This is a genomic window from Ruegeria sp. CL3 (assembly GCF_056536505.1).
The window spans coordinates 316563-340197 of the sequence record NZ_JBQFPT010000003.1 but is presented as its reverse complement, the minus strand read 5'-3'; the positions used below and the strand labels follow the sequence as shown (position 1 = coordinate 340197).

The following is a 23635-nucleotide window of genomic DNA, read 5'->3' as shown; positions in this document are numbered from 1 at the left end:
CTCACAACAGCAGCGCGATGATGCCCGGCCAGATCAGAAGGACGGAAAGCGCCAGCAACTGGATTCCGATGAATGGCAGGAAGCCGCGGAAGATATCCGTCAGACTGATATGCGGCGGGGCCACCGACTTCAGGTAGAACGCCGCCGGGCCGAAAGGTGGCGAGAGGAAGCTGACCTGCATGTTCATACAGAACACGACGCCGAACCAGATGGCGACATGACTCGGCTCCAACTGGCCAAAGACTCCGATTTCTTCGATAGGAAGGCGCAGGACGATCGGCAGAAAGACCGGAATGATCAAAAGCACGATGCCGACCCAATCCATGAATGCGCCCATGAACAGCAAGATCAGCATCATCACCAGAATGACCAGCATGGTCGGCAGCTCCTGGCCGACGATCAGGTCGGCCACGTATTGGGGCCCGCCGGCAATGGTGTAGGCGCCCGCCAGCGCGGCAGCCCCGATTGTAACCCAGATGATGGTGCCTGTGGATTTCAGGGTTCGCATCAAGCTGTCCCAAACCAGCTCGAACGATCCTTCGCCCCGCAGGATGGCGATGATCAGAACAGCAAAGGCGCCCATACCAGCAGCCTCGGTGATACCTGTGATCCCGCCGTAGATTGAGCCGAGAACGACGCCGATGACGACCAGCGGCGCAACGAGGCCTTTGCCCATTTCCCACCCGATTTTAGCGCGCTCCCTGCCAAAGACGAAGAAGATCAGCAGAAGGGCAACGATCGTGATACCGGCAAACCAGGGCAGGTAGTCAGCTGTCCCCAATCGCGCTGGTTCACCTTGGCTGGCAGCGTTCGAGCCTGAGAGCTCGAAAAACGCGGCCCGGATAAACAGAACGGTGGAAAATCCGGCGACGACGATGCTCATGAACGCCCCAAACAATTTGCGTTTTTCAGCCGGTTCGGGGTCGTTCGGGTCCGGTTCCGGCAGCGGAGCGTGATGAGGATTCAACTGCGTGCGGATGATGATGTATAGGATGATCATCGAGGCAAGCATGAAGCCCGGAATGAAAGATGCGGTGAAGAGCGACTTGATCGAGGTTTCGGTGATCAGCCCATAGATGATCAGAACGATTGAGGGTGGGATCATGGTTCCCAGCGATCCCGAGGCGCAGATGACGCCGATCGCGAGGTTTTGGTCGTAGCCTAGGCGCAGCATCTGGGGCAGGGCGATCAGGCCCAGCAGGACGACTTCACCGCCGATGATGCCGGACATGGCCGCCATGATCACCGCCATGATTGAGGTCACGATTGCGATGCCGCCGCGTGTTCTGGACAGCCAGACATTCAACGACGAATACATGTCACGCGCGATCCCGGACCGCTCCAGCAGCGACGCCATAAAGATAAACAATGGCACTGATATGAGCACGTAGTCCGTTAAGAGCCCGTATATCTTCTGCGCCAGGATATACAGCGGCCCAGTGCCTGGCCGACCGGTGAGGACCCCGTCGCCGAATGAGAACGGGTTCAAAAGCAGCGTCGGTTCGAACTTCAGGACAAGAACCAGAACCGCAAGGGAAGCCGAGGCCAGGCCCAAGGGCATCCCGATCGCCAGAAGCACGATCAGGGCGACCATCAGGATGAGTGAGATTGTTCCAATATCCATCAGTCTTGTCCCACCGCTCGTTTGATCATTTCAATTTCGTCTTCGTCCGGTTCATCTGTGTGGATTTCCGGTTCTTTGTTCCAATCCGCGATTAGGTTCAAAATTGCTTGCATTGCGACGAGCGTAATCACGATCAGCACCATCGGCTGCAACGTCGCTGGGATCGGAGGATTGAAGGCAGAGCCATAAAGCTCCCATTTATAGAGCTTGTTGACGAACACCTGCTTGTAGCTGCCGTAAACCAAAAAGAAGGCAAACAGCACGATGAGTATTGTCGAAACCGTATCAAAAACGCGTTGAAGCCATCGTGGAACTGCGTCGTACAGCAGGAATATTCGAATGTGACTTCGTTGCTGCATGGCGTAGTAACCAGACATCAAAAACACAAAGCTGGCGAACCAGAGTGTCATTTCATTGGCCCACTCGGTCGGCTTTTCCAGGATATATCGCATGAAGACTTCGTAGAGCATGACGACAGTCATGATTGCGATCATCATCATCGTCACTCGGCCTATGAACAGGGCGAAACGATCCATAACCGTCGAGCCTTCGAACTCCATCGTAGCTGGGCGCACGGTCTTGGTACCAATCACTGCAAGAAACGGTAGAAGGACAAGCGCTGCCACGTCGATGATGTCGACATACCCCCCGAACACGCCAGACAATTCGGGCGTGATGTCGCTGCGCAGATATATTTCTGTTACCTGACTCTTGAGGGATTCAGAGGTGTAAGGCAGCCAATCCAATAGGAATGCTGGGAGATGCCAAACAAGCCAACTGGCCGTCGCGACGAAGGCCAACGGTATGAGCCATTCAATTGGTCCGCCTGAATTCTTGTGCATCGCGTAACCCTCGTCCCTATCCTTCGATCCTGTAGTGATCGATAAAGTCTCGATCCGGCTCGACACCCAGTCCGGGGCCAGTCGGGATCATGACACGGCCGTTATTGCCCTTGACCTGATTTTGAATTTCCAGCGGTACGGTCAGCAGATCGTCCCTAAACTTGTTGTCCGTTGTGTCGAACTCCAGCATCGGCTCCCATGGGTGCAAACCGCCTGGAATTGCAGGCATTGCCGCCAGTAAATGCAGATTAGTTGTGACAGCGATGGCGCTACCCCAGACGTGATTTACGACCGGAGTGAAATGTGCGTGGCATAGGGCCATTACCCTGAGATACTCTGAAACACCGCCCAAAGCGCATACTTCTGGCTGCGCAATATCGATGCCGCGATTTTCAAGGAGACTGCGCCAAGCCCAGCGATTGAATACCGCCTCTCCGCCCGAGATGTTGACTTTCAGCGAAGTACGCAATTCTCGGTATCCATCCATGTCTTCTGGCGCGACGGGTTCTTCGAACCAATATGCGTCCAGTTCTTCCAGCGCCCGACCGACAAAAAATGCGTCCGAAGTCGTATAGGCGTGGTTTGCGTCGACCATAAAGGGAAAGTCGTCACCAACCCCGCGTCGAACAGCTTCACACAGCTTAACATCAGGCTTCGGGCCAAAGCCCGTTTTCATTTTGGTGGCGGTGAATCCCATCTCCTTGATCTTTGCGGCTTCATCCTCAAAACGGCTGGCCAGATTAGAAATCGGTTCTTCCCGAAGCATCATGCCGTAGCCGTAGCAAGGAACGCTTGTGCGATGCGCGCCGCCGACAAGCTTATGGAGGGGGAGGCCAGAGACTTTGCCGGTGATGTCCCAAAGTGCGATGTCCACCCCGGACAAAGCCTGCATTGGCATTCCGCTTTGGCCATGGTCTCGCAAAAGGTTGTACACCTTGTGCCAGATCACGTCTTTGTCCAAAGGGTCCATGCCAAGGATCATTGGTTGGATGACCTTTTCCACGATGGATTTGTTGGCAATGGCTACGTTTCCGGGACCAAAGCACTCCCCCCAACCAGTTACCCCTTCATCTGTCTGAACCTCGACCAGATGGGTTGTACGCTTGTCGTAATACTGTTGCGAGTAGCCCAGAACTTCCGGCATGTCGTACTGCAGTACGTGACTTATTATTCTGGTGATTTTCATGAAGTTTTGGATCCCGGCACCGATCCGTAGAGGCCGCTAGTGCGGCCTCTACGTGTGTCGTAAGTCGGTCGCAGCCTGACTACTGCATTGCGCCTAGGTCACGCAGGAAGTTGATGTGGCTTTCCAGCAGCGCCTGTGCTTCAGGGGTCGTTGCGAACTCAGTCCAACCGACCTGAACGGCCGCGCGATAGGCTGCCAGATCTTCAGGCGTCCATTCGTACAACTGAACACCTTTTGCTTTCAGGTCTTTTGCTGTCTGAGCGTTCTGCACTTCGTTGATGGTCGCATTGTGCAACGCCAAGCTATCCATCGCGACTTCCATGATCTTCTTGTGGTGCGCAGGCATCGCTTCCCAAACGTCTTTGCGACAGGCTAGGTGATCTGCAGGCATCGAGTGGAAACCGGGATAGTTTGTGTGACCTGCGATCTCGTAAAGACCCAGACCCACGTTGTTCGTCAGGTTCGCAGCATCCGCACCATCAATGATGCCGGTTTCCAAAGCCGTGAAGATTTCGTTGAAGTCCATCACGATCGGAGAAGCACCAAGTTCCGCGAATACCTTGGTTGCGAGGCCTGGAGGCGAGCGGAACTTCCAATCTTTGAAGTCTTCCACCTTTGCAATCGGCTTGGTCGAAGAAAGCGACTCTGGCCCGGGAATCCACCATCCGATGAATTCCATGTCGTAGCCGTTGTATAGATCATTTACAGCTTCTCTTCCGCCACCATGAAGAAGCCAGGCCATTTGCTGATATGGGTTCTGATACCCGCCGAGCAGGTCGCCCGCGAACTGGAAGGCCGGATTCTTACCGGTCTGATAGCCGCCACCCGTCATGTCGCAATCTAGAATTCCAGTAGCTGCGGCATCGAAGGTTTCAACTGATTTGACCACCGAAGAGGAATAGAACATTTCAACTTCGATTTCGCCGTTCGACATCTCCTGAATGTCTTCAACGAATTTTGCAGCCATCTGGCCAGACAGAGTTTCGGGCGAAAAATGGGTTTGAATTCTAAGCTTCGTGGTTTCAGCCATCGCGAAACCGGCTGCCATTGTCGTGGCTACGGCCGCCACGGCCGCTGTCTTGACTATTTTCATATTGTCCTCCCAGACGTTGAGCGTTGCGCGGAGAGGGAGATCTTGCCGCCTCCTTTGCCGTCACGCAGATAAACGTTAAGCCGACGAATCGAATGCAACAAGAAGAATTTGAAATTTCTAAAAATTTCGAGATTCTTGCGTAAATTCGAAAATGGGCTTAGGACCCTACTTGGACAAAATTTGAAGGCGCATACCGGGATGAAAGAAGAAATCGATATTTATCAAGATCTTAAGATGCGCCTCATCTCGAATGGATTCGAGCATGGAGCCAAGGTGCGGGCCGAAGAATTACGTAAAGAGTATGGCTGTTCTGCGAGTGCAGTTCGCGAAGTCCTTTTTCGATTGTCCGCTGTAGGGTTGGTGGACTTTCAGGAACAAAAAGGTTTCCGCGTGCCAATGCGTTCGCCGCAGAAGCTTATCGAATTGACACATGTCCGTGTTTTGTTGGAGGCCGAAGGTACCGCAATGTCGATCCGTAGTGGCGGGGTGGATTGGGAAGCAAGACTGACGGCCGCGCATCACAAACTCAGCCATATCGAAAAACGCATTCACGCCACAGACGACCCGAGCGGCCTTATCGAGATTTGGTTTGCCTCAGAGAAAGAGTTTCACCAAACGCTTATTTCTGCCTGTGGCTCGGAAACCTTAAAACAAATGCATAGCCGAGTTTACGCGCAATTCAGACAGCAGTTGATGGTGGCAGACCGGAACTTTGAGTTCATTTCTCAGAACATAAGACACCATGCCGATATACTTGAAGCGGCATTGTCAGGGGATGAGCAGTTAACACGAGTGAAAATACACGATCATCTGAAACGCCACCTAACTGGAAAGACGATGGGCGACTAAAGCCGAAAATCGTCTTCCAAATACACACGAATGATTTCGTCGAAGCTTGATTCCGCCTCGAACCCCAACTCCAGAGCGCGATCTGTTTGAAAGTCGCGCGGCCAATTCTTGACTATTCGTTCGATTGCCTCGTCGGGTTCTCGCCTGATGAGGCCAACTGCATCTTGACCGGCCACGGCGCGCAGCGCTTCGATTTGTTCGGCAACCGTGCAACTTACGCCCGGCATGTTCAACGCGCGTCTGTCATTCAAAGGCTGCGTGTCCATCGTTGCTGCATGGGTCAAAAAAGTCGCAGCGGCGCGGGGGCTGGCGTGCCAGTGGCGAACAGTTTCGGCAACAGGCAAGATAGCCTCATCCCCATTCAACGGCTCTCGGATTATACCTGAAAAGAAGGACGAAGCGGCAGCGTTGGCTTTGCCCGGGCGCACACACAAAGTGGGCAAGCGCAAGGAAATACCGTCGATATAACCTTTCCTGCTGAAATCCGTGATCATCAATTCAGAGGCCGCTTTCTGCGCTCCGTAACTGGTCAACGGTGCCGAGAGGAACTCATCGCTTATCTTGTCGGGGAACGGTGCCCCGAAAACAGCTATCGATGAGGCAAAAACCAGACGAGGCGTGTACTCGCCTCCTGATGCCTCGTGTTCATCTCTGAGCGCGTTCAACAACGCCCAGGTCGCCATAAGATTGACATCCCAGCCCAACGCAAAGTCTGTTTCAGCTTGGCCTGAAACGATGGCTGCAAGGTTGAATATGACGTCCGGGCGCTGAGCTGCAACAGACTTGGCGATGCCTGACGTGGTCAAGTTCCCCTCAATTTGCTTACCTGGCGCACTGTCGAGCGGGAATGAGAGATCGAACAGTGAGAGTTGAGCATCTGTTCCAAAAATTTCTTGGGTCGAAATGCGATGGGCCAGTTTCTGGCCAAGCATTCCTCCACCGCCTATAACAAGTACCCGCGTCACAGCATTCCGTTCCGTTTTTTGAGTTCCAGATACAAAGCCGAATGATCGAGTTCGGCCCCATCCATTTCGTCTATCAGATATTCGAAACGGTCGCGCACGGATTGGGTGCTGGGTAGCTCAACGCCAAGGCTGCGCGCTTCCTCTAGCGTGTTGTCCAAATCCTTTAATTGAAACTTAGACAATCCTCCGGGGACAAAATTTCCATCAGACATGCGTTCGCCATGTTGTTGTAAGATAATGCTATCCGCAAAGCCCCCTTTCAGTGCGGCCCTCAACGCGGTCGGGTCTGCACCGCCTTGGTGAGCCAGCAATGTCGCTTCGGCGACAGCCGATATTGTCACTGCGACAATTGTTTGATTGGCCAATTTGCACAATTGACCAGAACCACTTGGGCCTACATGCACAGGGCGGCCCATTGCTGTTAGAACCGGTCGCACGCGCTCCATAACGTCCTGATTGCCACCGACCATGATCGCAAGGGTGCCAGCTTCGGCACCCTTGGTGCCCCCGGAAACCGGGGCGTCCAGATGCTGCACCCCCATCGAGGACAATTGCGCGGATTGCTCTCTGGCATGTTCGGGTTTGGCGCTGGACATATCAATCCAGATCATCCCTGGTTTGAGTTGGTCTCGGAAAGCCTCATCAGAAAGTAGCGCGCCGGTCGCGTATCCATCCGAGAGCATGGTTATTATTACGTCTGCACCCGAAATCGCCAGCGGGGCAGTTTCCGCCAATGTCGCGCCTTCTGCTGCTAACGGTTTCGCCTTTTCCAAGCTGCGGTTCCATACAGTGAGCGGAAATGCGGCGCGCAAAATATTCCTCCCCATGGGAGCTCCCATCAGGCCGGTTCCCAACAGTGCCACTTTGAACTGCTTGCTCATCATCTACTGTCCTTCCCAAGGTGCGCCACGCATGGTTATGGCCAAACCAAAATCTCTATCATACGCTAACGGCTCTGGGCCCGCATGCCAGAAGTCGTTGCGAAACCGCTAAGGTTTCTTTGCTTCTCGGTTGACCTGTGGAACGAAACAACACTTGTTCAGCCGCCACCTTATGAGTCGGAATATTTATATGTCAGAAAGGCTTAAGGGGAAGCGCAACCTAGCCATAGCCGCCTCACAAGGGATCGAAATTGCAAGTACGATTTCATCGGCAAGAAGGGGTGCGAAAGTCTATGCGACGGATATAAACTCCGAAAAGCTAAATTCGATTCGCGGTCAGAATCTCGAAAATCACGAAATTTTCGAGATGTATGTGGCGAATGATTACAGTATTCGTCATGGAGTCACGCGATTGAAGCCTGATGTTTTGTTCAACGGCGACGCGTTCGTGCATCACGGAACTATTCTGGTTGCAAATGATAGTGAATGGGATTTCGCCATGGATCTCGATCCACGCTCAATAGTGCGCGCTACAAAGGCTGCCGTTATTGGGGTGACGAAATCGGTGGCCGTGGATTTCATCGCGAAAGAAATTCGGTGCAATTGCGTTCGCCGAGCAACGGTCGACAGTCCCAGCAGGCGTGATCGCGTAGATGCGTTGGGCGAGCAACTGGGCACGAGAAACGAAGCCCTTGCTCGATTTGTGGCGCGCCAGCCTACGGGGCGTGTAGCGACCGCGGAAGATATTGCTGCATTGATCGTCTATCCGACGTGCGATGAGAGTGCATTCACCACAGGACACACACATAAAATTGACGGAGGTTGGTCAGCCCTATGACAAAAGTATCAAAGGACGATCTGCGATCTCGTAAGTGGTTTATGAATTCCGAGAACCTTGAGATGACTGCATTGTATCTGGAAAGATACCTGAATTACGGGTTGACCCGTGCGGAGCTACAATCAGGCAAACCGATCATTGGCATTGCTCAAACCGGCAGTGATTTGAGCCCCTGTAATCGGCATCATATCGAGTTGTCCAAACGCGTTCGCGACGGAATCATCGCCGCCGGGGGAACGTGCATCGAAATACCGGTCCACCCGATACAAGAAACCGGTAAACGGCCAACGGCCTCACTTGACCGCAATCTGGCTTATCTGTCCTTGGTTGAGAGTCTATTCGGGTATCCGATTGATGGCGTTGTTCTTAACATTGGTTGTGACAAGACCACACCTGCGCTTCTTATGGCCGCTGCGACTGTCAACATCCCGGCGATTGCCTTGTCGGTCGGCCCCATGCTCAACGGTTGGTGGAAAGGCGAGCGCGCCGGATCTGGCACGGTTATCTGGAAAGCGCGCGAAGACCTTGCGGCTGACGAAATCGACACCGATGAGTTCATGGAAATTGCAGCCGCCGCGGCACCTTCGGTGGGTTATTGCAATACGATGGGAACAGCAACGACCATGAATTCGCTTGCTGAAGCCTTGGGTATGCAATTGCCCGGATCAGCAGCCATACCCGCCCCGTATAGGGAGCGCGGTCAAATCAGCTACGAAACCGGAAAACGTATTGTGGACATGGTCTGGGAGGATCTACGCCCCAGCGATGTGATGACGCGTCAGGCTTTTGAGAATGCGATTGTTATAAACTCGGCGATTGGTGGATCGACGAACGCGCCAATCCACCTGAATGCAATCGCCCGGCATCTTGATGTTCCATTGAACAACGACGACTGGCAGAGACTTGGCCACGACGTTCCACTGTTGGTTAACATGCAGCCTGCGGGTGAGTATCTGGGCGAAGATTACCAACAAGCCGGAGGTGTACCCGCCGTCGTCGGAGAGCTTCTTGATGCTGGATTGCTGCCGCATCCCAATGCGATAACGGTGAACGGCAAGACGATGGGTAATAATTGCTCGACCAGCCGGTCGCTGAATGGCGAAGTAATCAAACCAGTCGGTAACCCGGTCAAGCAACAGGCGGGGTTCATCAATCTCTCGGGCAACCTGTTCGAAAGCGCGATTATGAAGACATCTGTGATCTCAAAGGCATTTCGAGAGACCTACCTGTCGAACCCGGATGATCCTAACGCATTTGAGGGCAGGGCGATTGTGTTTGATGGGCCCGAGGACTTTCACCATCGGATCGATGATCCCGCAGAAAACATCGACGCAAACTGTATTCTGATTATGCGCGGAGCAGGACCAAAAGGATACCCAGGTGCTGCAGAGGTCGTGAACATGCGTCCGCCCGCGTATTTGTTGAAACAAGGCATCGAAGCCCTTCCTTGCATCGGTGATGGACGGCAATCCGGTACATCAGGAAGCCCGTCTATCCTGAACGCCTCACCCGAAGCTGCAGAGGGTGGTGGGTTGGCCTTGGTGCGAAATGGCGACCGACTGCGCATCGATCTTGGCAAAGGCATAGCAGATATGCTGGTTTCGCTTGAAGAACTGCATGAACGCGCCCGCGATCTGGAGGCAAAGGGTGGGTATTCAATGCCGCCCAACCAATCCCCGTGGCAGGAAATATTCCGCGAAAAAGTAGATCGTTTGGATCGAGGTATGACGCTCAAGGGCGCAGAAAACTATCGCGATATCGCGCGAGGCTTCATGCCACGCGACAATCACTAAAAGGAACAGAAATGAAACTTGTTCGTTACGGAGCCGAGGGCTCGGAAAAGCCGGCCCTGGTCGACTCTGAGGGTCAATTGCGGGATCTGTCCGCTCACATGAATGATATCACGGGTGACGTGCTGGATGACGGAACGCTTGATAATTTGCGCTCATTGGATCCGAACAACCTGCCAATTGTAGAGGGTGACCCTCGTATCGCACCCTGTGTCGGTGACATTGGTAAGTTTCTTTGCATCGGTTTGAACTACTCGGACCATGCTGCAGAAACCGGCGCAGATATTCCCGCGCATCCGATACTTTTTTTCAAGGCTAACTCAGCGGTAATTGGGGCATATGACGATGTTGTCATGCCGCGAGGATCTACACACACCGACTGGGAATGCGAACTGGGTGTGGTCATCGGTAAGACGGCCAAATACGTATCCAAGGACGACGCGCTCGAACATGTTGCGGGCTATTGTATCGTAAACGACGTGTCAGAAAGGCATTTTCAAACTCAACTGACCGGTCAATGGACCAAAGGCAAGTCTTGCGACACATTCGGCCCTACTGGTCCGTGGCTAGTGACCCGGGATGAGGTGCCGGATCCTCAAAGTCTTGGCATGTCACTGGATGTAAACGGTAAGCGCATGCAAACCGGGAATACTGCTACGATGATCTTTTCGGTTGCCGAGATCATTGAGCACCTAAGCCAACTTTTCACACTGCACCCCGGTGACGTCATTTCAACTGGAACACCGCCTGGTGTCGGAATGGGGATCAAACCAGAGCCAGTTTACCTAAAAGAAGGCGACGTCATGGAGCTTCGCATCGATGGACTTGGTGTTCAGCGGCAAAAGGTCGGCCAAGATGACTGACTTGTTGCAAATCGGAGGGATCACAGAACGGATGCGAGAGCGCCTGTCAGCAGCGTTCGACATTCATCAATTGGACGATTTCAACGCGGAAAGTGTTACGCATATCGTTACGAACGGGCATGATGGTGTTCCGCATGACCTAATGACATCACTCAGTAATCTGAAGATGATCAGTGTCTATGGGGTCGGCTACGACGCCGTCGACGCAAATGCAGCGGCTGAGCGCGGGATTGTTGTGACGCACACGCCCAATGTTTTGAACAAAGAAGTCGCAACCACCGCCGTTCTGCTGTTTCTGTCATGTTACCGAGAGCTCATACGTGACGATGACTACGTTAGGTCCGGACGGTGGGAAGTTGAAGGTAATGCCCCTTTGACGCGGTCTGCGGACAATCAAAAAATAGGCATTCTTGGTCTTGGTCGCATTGGTCAGGCGATCGTTGATAAGTTAGAGCCGTGGGGCCCCGAAATCTCTTATCACACTCGAAATCAAAAGGATGTCCCATACAGGTATTTCGACAATTTGGTTGAAATGGCAGAACATGTGGACGTCCTCATATGTATAACGCCCGGCGGCCCGTCGACCAATAAGCTGGTCAACGCTGAGGTGCTGCGCGCGTTGGGGGCAGGCGGCACTTTAATAAACGTTAGTCGAGGTTCGGTCGTCGACGAAACTGCCCTCATCAATGCATTGCAAAACGGTGAGCTTGGGTGGGCGGCGCTTGATGTTTTTGAGGACGAACCGCGTGTTCCAAAAGCATTGCGCGAGCTGTCCAATGTCACTCTGCTCCCTCACGCTGGTAGCGCGACTATTGAGACACGAGCAGCAATGGGTGACCTAACCGTCGACAACCTCCTGCAACACCTTAAGGACGGATCGGTGATCACAGCTGTGCCAGAATGCAGAAATCTGTAACAGGCTGATCCGAAAAGTGTTTGAGTTTGCTGTTGCGGTTTTCTTTCTGCTGATTACGCCGGGCCCAGGTGTTTTAACAACTGCGGGTATTGGATCAGCATTTGGTTTTCGAGCCGGACTCGCCTTCGTCGCTGGTTTGATGCTCGGCGGGTTCATCAACATGATGTTGGTTGTCTCTGGTGTCGCTGCGGTAGCTTTGGCCATTCCGGTGCTTAGAACTTTCCTGCTATTTGCCTCTGTCGGGTATTTGGGATTTCTCGCCTGGCGTATTGCTAGCGCTGGCTCAAAGGTCGGGTTTTCCCCTGCGCTCTCGCCACTTGGTTTTGCGAACGGGCTGACACTTCAGTTCATTAATCCCAAGGCTTACGTGGTCGGCACAGCATTGTTTTCAGGGTTTGCCTTTTTGCCCGATGCGCCCGTTTGGGAGGTCGTCATAAAACTCATAGTTTTCAATATGATTTGGGTGCCAGTGCACATGATTTGGCTGGGTGCTGGCGCAAAGCTGGGCAGCCTTGATTTAAGCGAGAGATCGCATCAAAGGATCAACTTTGCGATGGCAGCTTCGTTGATGGTTGTTGTGGTGATTGCATTGGCGTCGGCGCTTTAGACGACGCGTACGTCAGTCGTACCTAACAGTCGATTGAACGCCACAAATCAAAGTGACGCCGTTATTCCACCATCGACATAGAGCGTATGTCCATTGACGAAACTGGATGCAGGGGACGCAAGGAATACAGCGGCACCGACAAGTTCTTCTACATTGCCCCAGCGACCGGCGGGGGTACGTTTCTCGAGCCATGCACTGAACTCTGGGTCAGCAACCAATGCGGCGTTCAAGGGTGTATCGAAATACCCGGGCGCAATGGCGTTGCAGTTCAGACCATACTTAGCCCAATCAGTAGCCATGCCTTTTGTAAGGTTGGTCACGGCACCTTTTGTCGCCGTGTAGGGCGCAATACCCGGTCTTGCCAATGCGGATTGAACCGACGCAATGTTAATGATCTTACCTGACTTTCTTTCAATCATGTGCCGTGCCACAGCCTGACCGACGTGAAAGACGGACGCGACATTTGTCTGTAGCAGGCGCTCGAACGCATCAGCGGGGAAATCCTGTAGCTCCGTCCTATGTTGCATTCCGGCATTGTTTATCAGGATGTCTATGGGACCGACGTTCTCTTCAAAATTGTCCACGGCAGATCGGACACCTTCGTGATCGGTTGCATCGAACGAAAGTTCACGTACCGAGGCGCCTGTCTCACTCAACTCGGATGCTGCTGCTGCTAGTTTCGCTGTGTCGCGCCCGTTCAAAACGACCTGCGCACCGGCGGCAGCCAAGCCACGAGCCAACGCAAATCCAATGCCCTGGCTAGAGCCTGTTACCAGTGCGCGAGTTCCCTTTAGGTTGAACATTTCAAGCGTCATGCAAAAATCCCTTGGTTGTCAGCACCGACTATCCGTATCTTTTGGCAATCTGTATAGGGAGTCCGTGCAATGTCTTCGGCCAGTGTTGCTGTCGTTATCCATGCCGCAAAAGATCTGAGGTTGGAAAACCGGGACGTTCACGATGTCGGGCCAGACGAAGTCTTGATTGCCATGCGCGCGGGTGGGATTTGCGGCTCTGACCTGCACTATTATAACCACGGTGGTTTTGGTGCGATCAAGTTGCGCCAGCCGATGGTGCTAGGACATGAAGTCGCCGGGGAAATCGTGAAAGTTGGATCAAGTGTGCAGGGGCTACACCCAGGTCAACTGGTTGCAGTTTCTCCATCCCGCCCTTGCCAAGCCTGCATTTATTGTCTGAACGGGCAGCAAAACCACTGTCTTGATATGAAGTTCTATGGCAGCGCGATGCCGTTCCCACATATCCAAGGCGCTTTTCAAAGCAAACTCGTGGCGAAAGCCAGTCAATGCGTTCCGGCAGATGGGTTGAGCCCTGCGCAGGCCGCCATGGCGGAACCGCTGGCGGTCTGTTTGCACGCGATTAAACAAGCCGGGAACCTCCTGGGTAAAACGGTACTCATCACGGGATGCGGTCCGATCGGCTGCCTCACGATCTTGGCGGCACGTCGTTCTGGAGCGGCCAGAATAGTGGCGACGGATATCTCGGACCAGACCCTCGCTCTGGCGCGTGAATGCGGGGCAGACGATGTCATCAACACCTACGCCGATCCGCAAAAACTGGAGCAGTTTGAAAAGGACAAGGGCCAAGTTGATGTCCAATTGGAGTGTTCCGGGGCTCAATCGGCTCTGGCTTCTGGTGTCGCTTGCTTGCGACCGGGTGGAACATTGGTTCAGCTTGGTCTGGGCGGAGATATGACAGTGCCGATGCAGGCGTTGACTGCGAAAGAGATAATGCTTCGCGGGTCTTTCCGTTTCCATTCCGAGTTCTCAGTCGCGGTCCAGATGATGCGAAGCGGACTAATAAATGTCGACCAGTTGGTGACGCATTCCTTCGAGGTTGGCGAGGCCGTCACTGCTTTCGAGGTTGCGTCTGATCGAAGCCAATCAATGAAGGTGCAGTTAACCTTTCCGGACAATGACAATGGATAGACGAACGCGTGATATTGCAAAGACTTATGAACGAGATGGTTTCGTAGCTCCGCTGGATATCCTGACAGCTTCTGAGGTCCAAACGCTACGCGATGATTTTGAGAAAGCGGAGCGCATTCTCAGAGACGACCCGGAGAAACTCAAGCTTCTATATTCGTATCCGGACAGGCTGATACCATCATTCGATGCACTTCTTCGCCATCCGAAGCTGATTGAGGCTGCTTCAACGGTGTTAGGGCCGGACCTCATGGTTTGGAGCGGTGCACTTTTCGTAAAAGAAGCGCGATCATCGAAGATAGTCTCGTGGCACCAGGACTTGACCTATTGGGGATTGGATGATGCTGAAGAAGTTACGTGCTGGGTTGCGATTTCAGAAGCGTCCGAGCAAAGCGGGTGTATGAAGTTTATTCCTGGCAGCCACAAAAGCCGTATCGTGCCTCACGTGGACACCTTCAGCGAAAACAATCTGCTGTCACGTGGGCAAGAAATAGCAGTCGATGTGAACGAACAAGATGCAGTCGCTGCCGAATTGCGTGCGGGGCAGGCATCCATGCATCACGGGCATCTTTTTCACGCATCAGGACCCAATAACACAGACGATAGACGCATCGGTTCGGCCATGCGTTTCATAAAGCCCTCAATGAAACAGCAAAACGGTGTGAAAACTTTGGTTGCGCTAGTTGCAGGGCGAGATGATTTTGGGCATTTCTCAGTTGCGTCCTCCCCTCAGGGATTTTTGCATGAGGAGGATTTCGTTGTGTGTCAAAGGGATGCAGACCGCAAGAAACAAATACTCTTCGCCGGAGTGAAATGACGCCCTTGGCAACCTCAGAACCATTGTTGCATCAACCAGGAAGCCGAACTGGATATCGAAAACTGGTGGATATTTAGAAGGGTCTTGTCAGAAGAACTTAGATTGAAGAGTGCAGTTCACCCTTGTGACCTTCGCATGTGATTACACTATTGCCATTCAATTTTTTCGAGATCAAACCCGAGGTCGTTCATTTGGCTGTAGTGCTTTATGTTCCGTTCTCATTGTTGCCGCGAAACGTTGAAGATCTGTTGTATGAACGGGCAATTGAGGTGAGCCACGAAACCGTCCGATCTTTACGGAGCTTGTTCCACCACATGCTTGCTGCTGAGTTCAGAAAAAAGCGTGTGCAGCAGCTGTGCACGTTCTCAAACTGGAAGTGGCACATGGATAATTTATTTTGTGGAAGTGAATGGTAACAGGAACTGCCTCTGGCGGGGCGTAGATCATGGCGGCGAAGTGCTGGAAGCCGTTGTCACCAAACGCCGAAACAAGCAGGCGGCATTGAAATTCCTCAAGAAATTCATGAAGCTGCACGGTAAAGCGGACCGTCGTGACGGATTGCTTCGCCTCATACAACTACTTCAACTAGGAAAGGTCGCTAGCCAGCAAAGATACCTTCAAGCTGACACGCGCCGCGGCTCTCGCCGAGTGGCGCGAATTTGGTGACGCATAGAGGGCAGCTATATTGGCTTAAATGAGACTGGTTCGATTTTGTCTGACAGCACCCATCAAAGCAGACAATGAGCGAAATGCACTGAACGTCAGCGTCGAGCCCACAGCAGAAAGGCTAGAAGGGCAGCGCGCCTAGGTTCTGCTTTGCAGTTTACTTGCAGATCGGCAATTCAAGTGGCGGCTGTTTGGGCAAGGACGCTCTCCAACTATTTATGATCGGCTGTAGGCTGCTTTTGGGCCAAAACTTTGGTTCGCCAATCGCTTTTAGGCAAGCTGCATTCCAGTATACTCCAGCTCGAGAAAGTGATTTTCCCTTTTTTGCCGCCTTGGCGACAGCGTTTATGTCTTTGGATTCTGGGTAGATATACAGGGTTGTCGGGTTTCCTTCTACGAGCGCCAAGATCTCTTTTGAAGCGGATTGCGACCAGGTTGTGCAACCATTGCTACGACCACCGGTGTAGTTCACAAGCCTTCCGTAGGGGACATAGCCATCGTTGTCTGCATGAGTGCTTTGAGGATTTTTGAACCTACATTGCCACTTGAGGAAGACAGCCGGATGGCCTCCGATGGCGCGCTCGCGAGCATTGCTCGTTTCTCCTTCACCATCAAACAAAAGAAACGTGCGGTAGAACGGCTGCGTTTTACCGGAATGACTGTGGTAACCTTTGAAGGACGTGCGGGTTTCAGCCGTCACATAGGCGCCTCCGGCGGTTAGTTTGGAGCCCTCTGCGTTGCTGAAGTTCTTCGCACATTGTCGGCCATTCGAAAAATTGGCGCGCTGTAGTTTTCGGCCATTGCCATAGCCGGACGAAACCGCTCGGAAGGACTTTTGTGACTCGCAGATGACATAAAAACGCTTGCCCGGATTGCCGTTTCTTGCAGTGCTGGGGCGGGTTGCGTCCTTGGCCAGGTAGCAGGGGTTCCTTACTTCGCCTCGGCGTAGTTTCTTGATGTAAAGCGCGCGTGCCCTTTCCAGAACGATTGGCGCGATTTGCCCCTCACCCGTGCCCACGTGTTTTTGTAGCCACGCTGGAACATCTTGCGTTATCGCATTGGCGCGGTCCGGTAGGGCGCCCACCGACATGGCGATTGCTATGACCGAGAGTGCGAGGCGGAGTGAATTCGGTAGCAATGGGAAATCTCCTGCTAGAATGTCCTCGGTGTCAGTCTACCACAGTTCTTGCGCGCTAGGATGCTGGCCAAGTTTACAAGTGAAGCCTCCTGTTGCCTCAAATCCCATTTTTCGTTTGCTGAGGCTTTCTTAAATCTTGGACAATAAGTCCTGGGATGTTGCGCAGGTGTCTGGACATTCCGAGATTTGCTTCCAAATGAATGCCATGATCACACGTCGCAAGTTCCTGTTGGCAACCGCAACCGCAATTTGTGCTCCGTATATTGCGCGGGGACAAACGGTGGCGCTGAATGATGCAATCAGCGGTCTTCCGCAGTTGCATTCACTTCAAATTCAACGCGGAGAAGATGTCATTTTCGCACAGGCCCAACAGGGTGCAGGCCTGGATAGGCCGGCCAATATAAAGTCGTGTTCGAAAAGCATTGTGGCTTTGTTGCTTGGGACGGCGATCGACCGGCAGGAAATCCAATCTGTAGATGCCACCTTGCAGGAGGTCGCGCCGCGACTTTTGCCCGCTAACGCGACACCCGGTTCTGAGAGTATTACGATGGAGGATCTGGTGACACTGCGGGCAGGGCTCGAAAGAACCTCGGGCAACAACTACGGAGAATGGATCAACTCTGCCAACTGGATCGCGGACGCGCTGACGCGACCGATGGTTGCTGAACCCGGAGAGCAGATGCTCTATTCCACGGGGTCGACCCACGTGCTCGGCGCAGCGTTGACCGTGGCGACCGGACAAAGCCTATTGAGACTGACGCGAGAGAGGCTGGGTGCACCGCTTGGTATCGAGATCCCCGCTTGGACGAGGGATCCACAGGGTTACTACTTGGGTGGCAATGAAATGGCGATTGCGCCGAGGTCGATGTTGAAGATCGCGGTGTTGCTTCGGGACCGCGGGGTTTTTGCCAACAGGCAAATCATTCCTGAGCGTTGGGTTTTGGAATCGACCAAGCCACACGGCCGTTCGCCTTTCTCTGGGTTGGACTACGGCTATGGCTGGTTTCTGTCCCCTTCGGGCTATGCATTGGCGCGTGGGTACGGAGGCCAAATCATAGCGGCCCATCTTGAGCGAAACCTCGCTGTCGCAATAACATCTGATCCTACGCGTCCCGCGCGTTCTGAAGGCTATTTTGGAGATTTGGTCAGATTGTTGGATGGTCCGATTTTGAATGCTACCTAGAGAGACCTTTTTTCTAACCCGCTTGGGGTTGGTCACATTTGACCTAAAGGGCGTGGGACTAACAAACAGCCTTCTTCTTCGGTGGGACAGAGGAGCATCTGGACAGCTGATCAAATTCCTCTTCTGAAAGGTGAAAGAGGCGGTGGCCAGCTTGACTGTGTTCCCAAAGTCTCGCTTTGCCGGTCCAGGCAGGTCGGTCAAAGAGCCCGTTCAGATTGAAATTGCTTGAGGGGCGCGATTTTTTGCGCGGCATTGAGGGCAGTTCCAATTGGTGCAACTGAGGCTGGTTCGAATTTGTCTGAGAGCAACACTCATTTCTTTCAAGCGAGTTTGTAAGCAGCCGAGAATGGCGGCATTGGCACTCAACTCGGAAATCACGAAGCTTGGTTTTAAAGGCGCGTCTCGAGCCACGAGTCGCCGCTTGCACGAGTTGCAAAAAACGTCGACTGTGAGTTCACAGACGCTTGATGATTACAGCTGTGTTTTCCTGTATTGTTTGGTTGCCAAGTTTGACCAAACACTTCTTCGTTTTCTCGATCAGTTTCGAAAGTGAAGCGAAGAATTACTTCAAGAGTTTGACTTAGCTAATTGATTTAATAAGGATACAGGCCTGTGACTAGTCTGAAAGCAATCCACCATGCTGCAGTCATTTGTTCGGACTATGAACGGTCCAAGGCATTCTATTCGGAGACCCTTGGATTGAGGATTGTTGCCGAGAATTTCAGGGCTGAACGTCAGTCTTGGAAGCTGGATTTGGCGTTGCCGGACGGCTCTCAGATTGAACTGTTTTCCTTTCCCAACCCGCCCAAACGCACGTCTCGTCCCGAAGCGCGAGGTCTGCGGCATCTTGCGTTTGTTGTGGATGATATCGAGGCGCTGAAAGACGGCCTGGAACAGAAAGGTGTCCTCGTCGAAGACATCCGTGTCGATGAGTATACCGGCCATCGGTTCACTTTCTTCAACGACCCAGACGATCTTCCCTTGGAGTTGTATGAAGCCAAGCCGATTGCTTTGAAGTGATATTTCTCGTCTTTTAGGCTGAGCGAAGCAGGGAGGAAGGCGCATGGAAGTAAAACCTCTCACCGGTGGATTGGGTGCGGAAATCGTCGGGGCGTACATCCGGCGTGAAGATCAATTCGACGCAATTAAGTCAGCCTTCGCAAAGTACTCCGTTATCGCACTGAGGGGCCAAAGCGTTAGTCCGCAAGAGCATTTGACCTTTGCGAGAAGGTTCGGCCCAATCAACGTGAACCGATTTTTCAAACCGGTGGACGGCTATCCTGAGATTGCCACGGTGTTGAAAGAGAAGGATCAGAAAGAAGCTGTGGGAGAGGGGTGGCATACTGACCACTCCTATGATCAGGAGCCTGCTATGGGCTCGATCCTGCACGCCCTGGAGGTTCCGCCCCATGGTGGCGACACGTTGTTTGTGTCGATGGCTGCCGCCTACGAAGCTTTGTCGCCCACGATGCGTGGTTTCTTAGATGGTTTGAAGGCGGTTCATTCCTCTCGCCATGTCTTTGGAGCCAGCATCATGGACACAGAAGCCGCAGAAAGCGGCCGTTTGGGGAACGCCGAAGCTGCCACGCAAGACGCTTTGCACCCAGTTGTCATCACGCATCCTCTCAGCGGTAGGCGCGGGTTGTTCGTCAACCCTGTGTTCACGACCGAAATCAAAGGCTTGAGCGTGAATGAGTCTGCCGCAGTGCTGGGTATGATTTATGATCATTGCAAGCAGCCTGAATTCCAATGTCGCCTGCGTTGGCAGGAAGGGGATATCGCCATTTGGGACAACAGAGCGACGTGGCACAAAGCGATCAACGACTACCATGGGTTTCGACGTCTTATGCACAGGGTGACAGTGGAAGGGGTCGCTCTGACGCATTGATGTAAGTAGCGCGCGGCGTATTTCAGCGACTCAGTCGGAGTACCGACACGCCGTGATTCCCTTCGATTCCCTGTGATTGTTTTGGATGAGGCTGCAAGCGTCGCGTTTTTAGCCATATTTTCTGGCCTTTAAAGAAAAGGCAGAGTTTTTTCTTGTCAAATTTGGAACGTTCCATTACACATTTTGGAACGTTCCAATTGTGGGGAAATCAGATGAACTGGGCATTTGTCGGAGCGAGTACGATAGCTTCGCAATATATGTTGGACGCGGTGCGTCAGCAGACAGGCAACGACGTGACCTGGGTCGTCAGTAATTCCTCTGACCGGGTGCAAACCTGGGCTAAAGAGCACGGTATTCCCAATGCAACCACAGACCTGAACGCGGCGCTGTCTGACGATGACGTGAAAGCCGTCTACATTTCTTCCACGAATGAGAAGCACTACGGTCAGGCGATGGCTTCCATTTCGGCTGGCAAGCATGTCCTTTGCGAAAAGCCGCTCGGGATGACGCAAGCGGAAGCTATCGAAATGGTGCGCGCGGCAGACGCGGCTGGCGTGGCTTTTGCTACAAATCACCACCTGCGATGCTCTGGCAGTCATCGTGCCATTCGTGACCTGATCGCAGATGGGCGCGTCGGCGAGGTTCTTTCGTTGCGCATCCATCACGCAGTTCATTTGCCCGAAAACTTGCAGGGGTGGCGTATCAACTCGGCCGATGCTGGTGGTGGCGTGATCCCTGACATCGTTGTTCATGACGCGGATGTCACCCGCTTCCTGCTCAATGAAGACCCGGTGTCTGTCGTTGCGCAAATGGCCAGTTCTGGGATGGGGCAAGGTGTCGAAGACTCCTGCATGTCCGTTTGGACTATGCCCTCAGGCGCGATGGTCATGACGCATGAGAGCTTTACGCACCCCTTTGCCGGGTCTGGCCTGCAGGTGCATGGAACCGAGGGTTCGATATTTGCGGATGGCATCATGACGCAGCGCCCGGTTGGGGCAATACAGCTGGTGACTGAAGCCGGAAGTGAAGAGATCCCGTTTTCGGGCCACTCTCTATATGTTCAAGGCGTTTCGGAATTTGTCGCCGCAGCGGCGGGACAAGGCCGTCCTGCTGCCGACGGACCTGATGGAGTGAAATCGCTGTCAATCGCGCTGAGCGTTCGTGAGGCCGCAGCGTCGGGTGATCGTATCAACATAGATTATGGCGGTTTTTGATGACCAAGCTTGTTTCCGTTTCCGAGGCCGTTTCTCGTATCCCAGACAATGCGGTTGTCACCGTATCGTCGTCCTCTGCGTTGGGGTGCCCAGACCTCGTGCTGAAGGAACTTGGAGAGCGGTTTCGCACTGAAGGGCATCCGCGCAACATTACAACGCTGCACCCTATCGCTGCCGGGGATATGTATGGCGTGAGGGGAATGGATTATCTGGCGCAGGATGGACTGCTAAGCCGCGTTCTCGCCGGTTCATACCCGTCGGGTCCTTCCAGCCTTGAGATGCCGGAAATCTGGAAAATGATCGTCGAAGATCGAGTGGCCGCATACAACGTACCATCGGGAATTCTGTTCGATATGCACCGCGAAGCCGCAGCGCATCGACCCGGTGTACTGACGCAGGTCGGGCTTGAGACTTTCGTGGATCCTGTTCGAGAAGGATGCGCGATGAACGCGCGTGGTGCGGCGGCTCCAATTGTTAACCGAAAGGAATTCGACGGTCAGACTTGGTTGCACTTCCCAAACATCAATCCGAACGTGTGCGTTTTGCGCGCAACCACGGCGGATGAGTTTGGCAACCTGACCTATGAACATGAAGGTGCCTATCTGGGCGGATTGGAGCAAGCGATTTGCACACGCAACCACGGTGGACTCGTGATCGCACAGGTTCAACGTGTGACTGCCGCGGGTAGCTTGCGCCCCCATGACGTGCGCGTGCCAGGTCACTTGGTCGACCTGATCGTTGAAGACCCAGAGCAGATGCAAACGACAGAGACGCCCTATGACCCTGCGATCTCTGGCCAGATTATGCGCCCTTGGGACAGCTTCTCACTGGCCGAGCATGGTGTCGAGAAGGTCATCGCGCGCCGCGCCGCCCAAGAACTGCGCAGCGGCATGAGCGCCAACTTGGGCTTCGGCATCAGCGCAATGGTCCCGCGTGTTTTGTTGGAGGAGGGTCATCCTCAGGCGGTGACATGGGCGATCGAGCAAGGGGCCGTTGGTGGCGTCCCATTGACCGGGTTTGCCTTTGGGTGCGCATCCAACGCACATGCTTTCGTACCGTCACCACAGCAATTCATCTATTTCCAGGGCGGCGGGTTCGACATGTCGTTCCTCTCGTTCCTCGAGGTCGATGTAGAAGGCAATGTGAACGTTTCCAAACTTGGCAAGAAGCCCTACCTGACTGCAGGATGCGGTGGCTTTGTCGATATCACCGCGCGTGCCAAAAAGATCGTGTTCTCTGGCTGGTTCGAAGCCGGTGCCAAGATCGACCTGACGGATGACGGTATTCAAGTGAATGCCCCCGGAAAGTTCACCAAGATGGTGGATCAGGTCGAACATGTCACATTCTCGGGCCGCCGTGCCCGAGAAACCGGCCAGGACGTGCTCTATGTGACAGAGCGTTGCGTTATTCGCCTGACGGATCTGGGGCTGGTCGCGACAGAAATCATGCCCGGCATTGAGGCGCAGCGTGATATTGTCGAAGCCTCGGGCGGTCGCGTCAAAGTCGCGGAAAATGCGGCTCAGATGCCCAAGTCGCTATTCGCAGTTGGCCCGATGGGGATGACACTGTGAGCAAGCTTCGCATTCATATCGAGGGTGCAACCGCTGTCCTGTCTTTGGACAACGAGGCCAAGCTCAATGCGCTAACTGTTGATATGCTGCACGCGCTGGAAGCTAGCCTTACAGAGGTCGAGCGTGACGCGTCCATTCGTGCGCTTGTTCTGACCGGCGCGGGTGAAAAAGCGTTCTGTTGCGGTGCTGATATCGGCGCTTGGGGCGGTCTGAGCCCCGCCGAATTCGCTCGCCATTGGGTCCGTGACGGACATCGTATCTTTGACCGTCTGGCGGGGATCGGCAAACCAACAATTGCTGCGATCAACGGCCACGCGTTCGGCGGTGGGCTAGAGCTGGCCAGTTGCTGCGATCTGCGCCTGATGACTCCGCGGTCCACGCTGGCTTTGCCCGAAGCTCGGGTCGGGATCGTGCCCGGCTGGTCCGGGACACAGCGGTTGACCCGGCTGATCCCCGAAACTGCGGTGAAGGAAATGGCACTCTTCGGGCGCCGTATTGGTGCCGACCGTGCGCTGGCTTTAGGCTATGCGACCGAGGTAGCTGACGACGTACTGGCGCGCGCGCTTGAGATCACCGCCGAACTTGGCGATCTTTCGCCCCGCGCCACCGAAATCTCAAAAAACATGATCCATGCAGCGGTCGGTGAAGACACTCATGCCGTGGTCGAAGCCCTTGGTAGTGCAGCAATTGCCGCCTCAGCGGACCGCGAAGAAGGCGTTGCTGCGTTCATGGAAAAACGTAACCCCACATTCTCGGGCCTTTGA

Annotated in this window: 22 protein-coding genes and 1 pseudogene; 15 read left to right on the top strand and 8 right to left on the bottom strand. The window is 53.7% G+C overall.

Annotated features, from left to right (window positions below):
- Position 1: 1 nt before the first annotated feature.
- The 4 genes from ACR0NO_RS06095 to ACR0NO_RS06080 form a co-directional block, all read right to left on the bottom strand.
- Positions 2-1624 (bottom strand): TRAP transporter large permease, encoded by a 1623-nt coding sequence (locus tag ACR0NO_RS06095; RefSeq protein ID WP_142634770.1) that lies wholly within the window; start codon positions 1622-1624, stop codon positions 2-4.
- Positions 1624-2466 (bottom strand): TRAP transporter small permease, encoded by an 843-nt coding sequence (locus ACR0NO_RS06090; protein ID WP_170473590.1) that lies wholly within the window; start codon positions 2464-2466, stop codon positions 1624-1626. The genes ACR0NO_RS06095 and ACR0NO_RS06090 overlap by 1 nt, the downstream gene beginning before the upstream one ends.
- 16 nt (positions 2467-2482) lie before the next feature.
- Positions 2483-3652: a mandelate racemase/muconate lactonizing enzyme family protein gene (locus tag ACR0NO_RS06085; RefSeq protein ID WP_480723315.1), complete on the bottom strand. Its 1170-nt coding sequence runs from the start codon at positions 3650-3652 to the stop codon at positions 2483-2485.
- A gap of 79 nt (positions 3653-3731) precedes the next feature.
- The gene (locus ACR0NO_RS06080; protein WP_170376099.1) at positions 3732-4745 is read right to left on the bottom strand and encodes a TRAP transporter substrate-binding protein; all 1014 of its coding nucleotides are present in this window, start codon (positions 4743-4745) and stop codon (positions 3732-3734) included.
- 198 nt (positions 4746-4943) lie between these two features.
- Between ACR0NO_RS06080 and ACR0NO_RS06075 the strand changes: the two genes are divergently transcribed.
- Positions 4944-5594 carry a GntR family transcriptional regulator gene (locus ACR0NO_RS06075; RefSeq protein ID WP_480723314.1) on the top strand — a complete coding sequence of 217 codons (651 nt, stop codon included), beginning with the start codon at positions 4944-4946 and terminating at the stop codon, positions 5592-5594.
- Here the strand turns inward: ACR0NO_RS06075 and denD are convergent.
- Entirely contained in the window at positions 5591-6559 is a 969-nt protein-coding gene (gene denD / locus ACR0NO_RS06070) for a D-erythronate dehydrogenase (RefSeq protein WP_480723313.1), read from the bottom strand. The genes ACR0NO_RS06075 and denD overlap by 4 nt on opposite strands.
- Entirely contained in the window at positions 6556-7440 is an 885-nt protein-coding gene (locus ACR0NO_RS06065) for an NAD(P)-dependent oxidoreductase (protein WP_480723312.1), read from the bottom strand. Before ACR0NO_RS06065 ends, denD begins: the two co-directional genes overlap by 4 nt.
- 172 nt (positions 7441-7612) lie before the next feature.
- Between ACR0NO_RS06065 and ACR0NO_RS06060 the strand changes: the two genes are divergently transcribed.
- Genes ACR0NO_RS06060 through ACR0NO_RS06040 form a run of 5 tightly spaced genes read left to right on the top strand, consistent with a single transcriptional unit; the run spans position 7613 to position 12454 of the window.
- Positions 7613-8278, top strand: coding sequence for an SDR family oxidoreductase (locus ACR0NO_RS06060; RefSeq protein WP_480723311.1), 666 nt, complete (start codon positions 7613-7615; stop codon positions 8276-8278).
- Positions 8275-10071: an IlvD/Edd family dehydratase gene (locus ACR0NO_RS06055; RefSeq protein WP_480723310.1), complete on the top strand. Its 1797-nt coding sequence runs from the start codon at positions 8275-8277 to the stop codon at positions 10069-10071. The genes ACR0NO_RS06060 and ACR0NO_RS06055 overlap by 4 nt, the downstream gene beginning before the upstream one ends.
- 11 nt (positions 10072-10082) lie before the next feature.
- Positions 10083-10931, top strand: a complete 849-nt coding sequence (locus tag ACR0NO_RS06050; RefSeq protein WP_480723309.1) for a fumarylacetoacetate hydrolase family protein — start codon at positions 10083-10085, stop codon at positions 10929-10931.
- A complete protein-coding gene (locus ACR0NO_RS06045) occupies positions 10888-11847 on the top strand; it encodes a 2-hydroxyacid dehydrogenase (protein ID WP_480723308.1) in 960 nt (319 codons plus the stop codon). Before ACR0NO_RS06050 ends, ACR0NO_RS06045 begins: the two co-directional genes overlap by 44 nt.
- Positions 11848-11863: 16 nt before the next feature.
- Positions 11864-12454, top strand: coding sequence for a LysE family translocator (locus ACR0NO_RS06040; protein ID WP_480723307.1), 591 nt, complete (start codon positions 11864-11866; stop codon positions 12452-12454).
- Positions 12455-12501: 47 nt separating this feature from the next.
- Here ACR0NO_RS06040 and ACR0NO_RS06035 read toward each other — a convergent pair whose 3' ends face one another.
- Positions 12502-13269, bottom strand: coding sequence for an SDR family oxidoreductase (locus tag ACR0NO_RS06035; protein ID WP_480723306.1), 768 nt, complete (start codon positions 13267-13269; stop codon positions 12502-12504).
- A gap of 69 nt (positions 13270-13338) precedes the next feature.
- On the opposite strand from ACR0NO_RS06035, the gene ACR0NO_RS06030 reads away from it, so the two are divergent.
- From ACR0NO_RS06030 to ACR0NO_RS06020, 3 genes and pseudogenes are all read left to right on the top strand, one after another.
- A complete protein-coding gene (locus ACR0NO_RS06030; protein ID WP_480723305.1) occupies positions 13339-14397 on the top strand; it encodes an L-idonate 5-dehydrogenase in 1059 nt (352 codons plus the stop codon).
- Entirely contained in the window at positions 14390-15211 is an 822-nt protein-coding gene (locus ACR0NO_RS06025) for a phytanoyl-CoA dioxygenase family protein (RefSeq protein WP_480723304.1), read from the top strand. Before ACR0NO_RS06030 ends, ACR0NO_RS06025 begins: the two co-directional genes overlap by 8 nt.
- A gap of 137 nt (positions 15212-15348) precedes the next feature.
- Positions 15349-15884 (top strand): annotated as a pseudogene (locus ACR0NO_RS06020) (DDE-type integrase/transposase/recombinase).
- A gap of 150 nt (positions 15885-16034) precedes the next feature.
- Here the strand turns inward: ACR0NO_RS06020 and ACR0NO_RS06015 are convergent.
- Entirely contained in the window at positions 16035-17015 is a 981-nt protein-coding gene (locus tag ACR0NO_RS06015) for a hypothetical protein (protein ID WP_480723303.1), read from the bottom strand.
- A gap of 196 nt (positions 17016-17211) precedes the next feature.
- On the opposite strand from ACR0NO_RS06015, the gene ACR0NO_RS06010 reads away from it, so the two are divergent.
- The 6 genes from ACR0NO_RS06010 to ACR0NO_RS05985 all read left to right on the top strand — a co-directional run bounded on the left by ACR0NO_RS06010 (position 17212) and on the right by ACR0NO_RS05985 (position 23635).
- On the top strand, positions 17212-18198 hold the full coding sequence (locus tag ACR0NO_RS06010; protein WP_480723380.1) for a serine hydrolase domain-containing protein: 987 nt from the start codon (positions 17212-17214) through the stop codon (positions 18196-18198).
- Positions 18199-18810: 612 nt separating this feature from the next.
- Positions 18811-19218, top strand: coding sequence for an SMU1112c/YaeR family gloxylase I-like metalloprotein (gene gloA2, locus ACR0NO_RS06005; RefSeq protein WP_480723302.1), 408 nt, complete (start codon positions 18811-18813; stop codon positions 19216-19218).
- A 43-nt stretch (positions 19219-19261) separates the two neighbouring features.
- Entirely contained in the window at positions 19262-20086 is an 825-nt protein-coding gene (locus ACR0NO_RS06000; RefSeq protein ID WP_480723301.1) for a TauD/TfdA dioxygenase family protein, read from the top strand.
- A gap of 212 nt (positions 20087-20298) precedes the next feature.
- The gene (locus ACR0NO_RS05995; protein WP_170689773.1) at positions 20299-21300 is read left to right on the top strand and encodes a Gfo/Idh/MocA family protein; all 1002 of its coding nucleotides are present in this window, start codon (positions 20299-20301) and stop codon (positions 21298-21300) included.
- Positions 21300-22871: an acyl CoA:acetate/3-ketoacid CoA transferase gene (locus tag ACR0NO_RS05990; protein WP_480723300.1), complete on the top strand. Its 1572-nt coding sequence runs from the start codon at positions 21300-21302 to the stop codon at positions 22869-22871. Before ACR0NO_RS05995 ends, ACR0NO_RS05990 begins: the two co-directional genes overlap by 1 nt.
- Positions 22868-23635: an enoyl-CoA hydratase/isomerase family protein gene (locus tag ACR0NO_RS05985; protein ID WP_480723299.1), complete on the top strand. Its 768-nt coding sequence runs from the start codon at positions 22868-22870 to the stop codon at positions 23633-23635. Before ACR0NO_RS05990 ends, ACR0NO_RS05985 begins: the two co-directional genes overlap by 4 nt.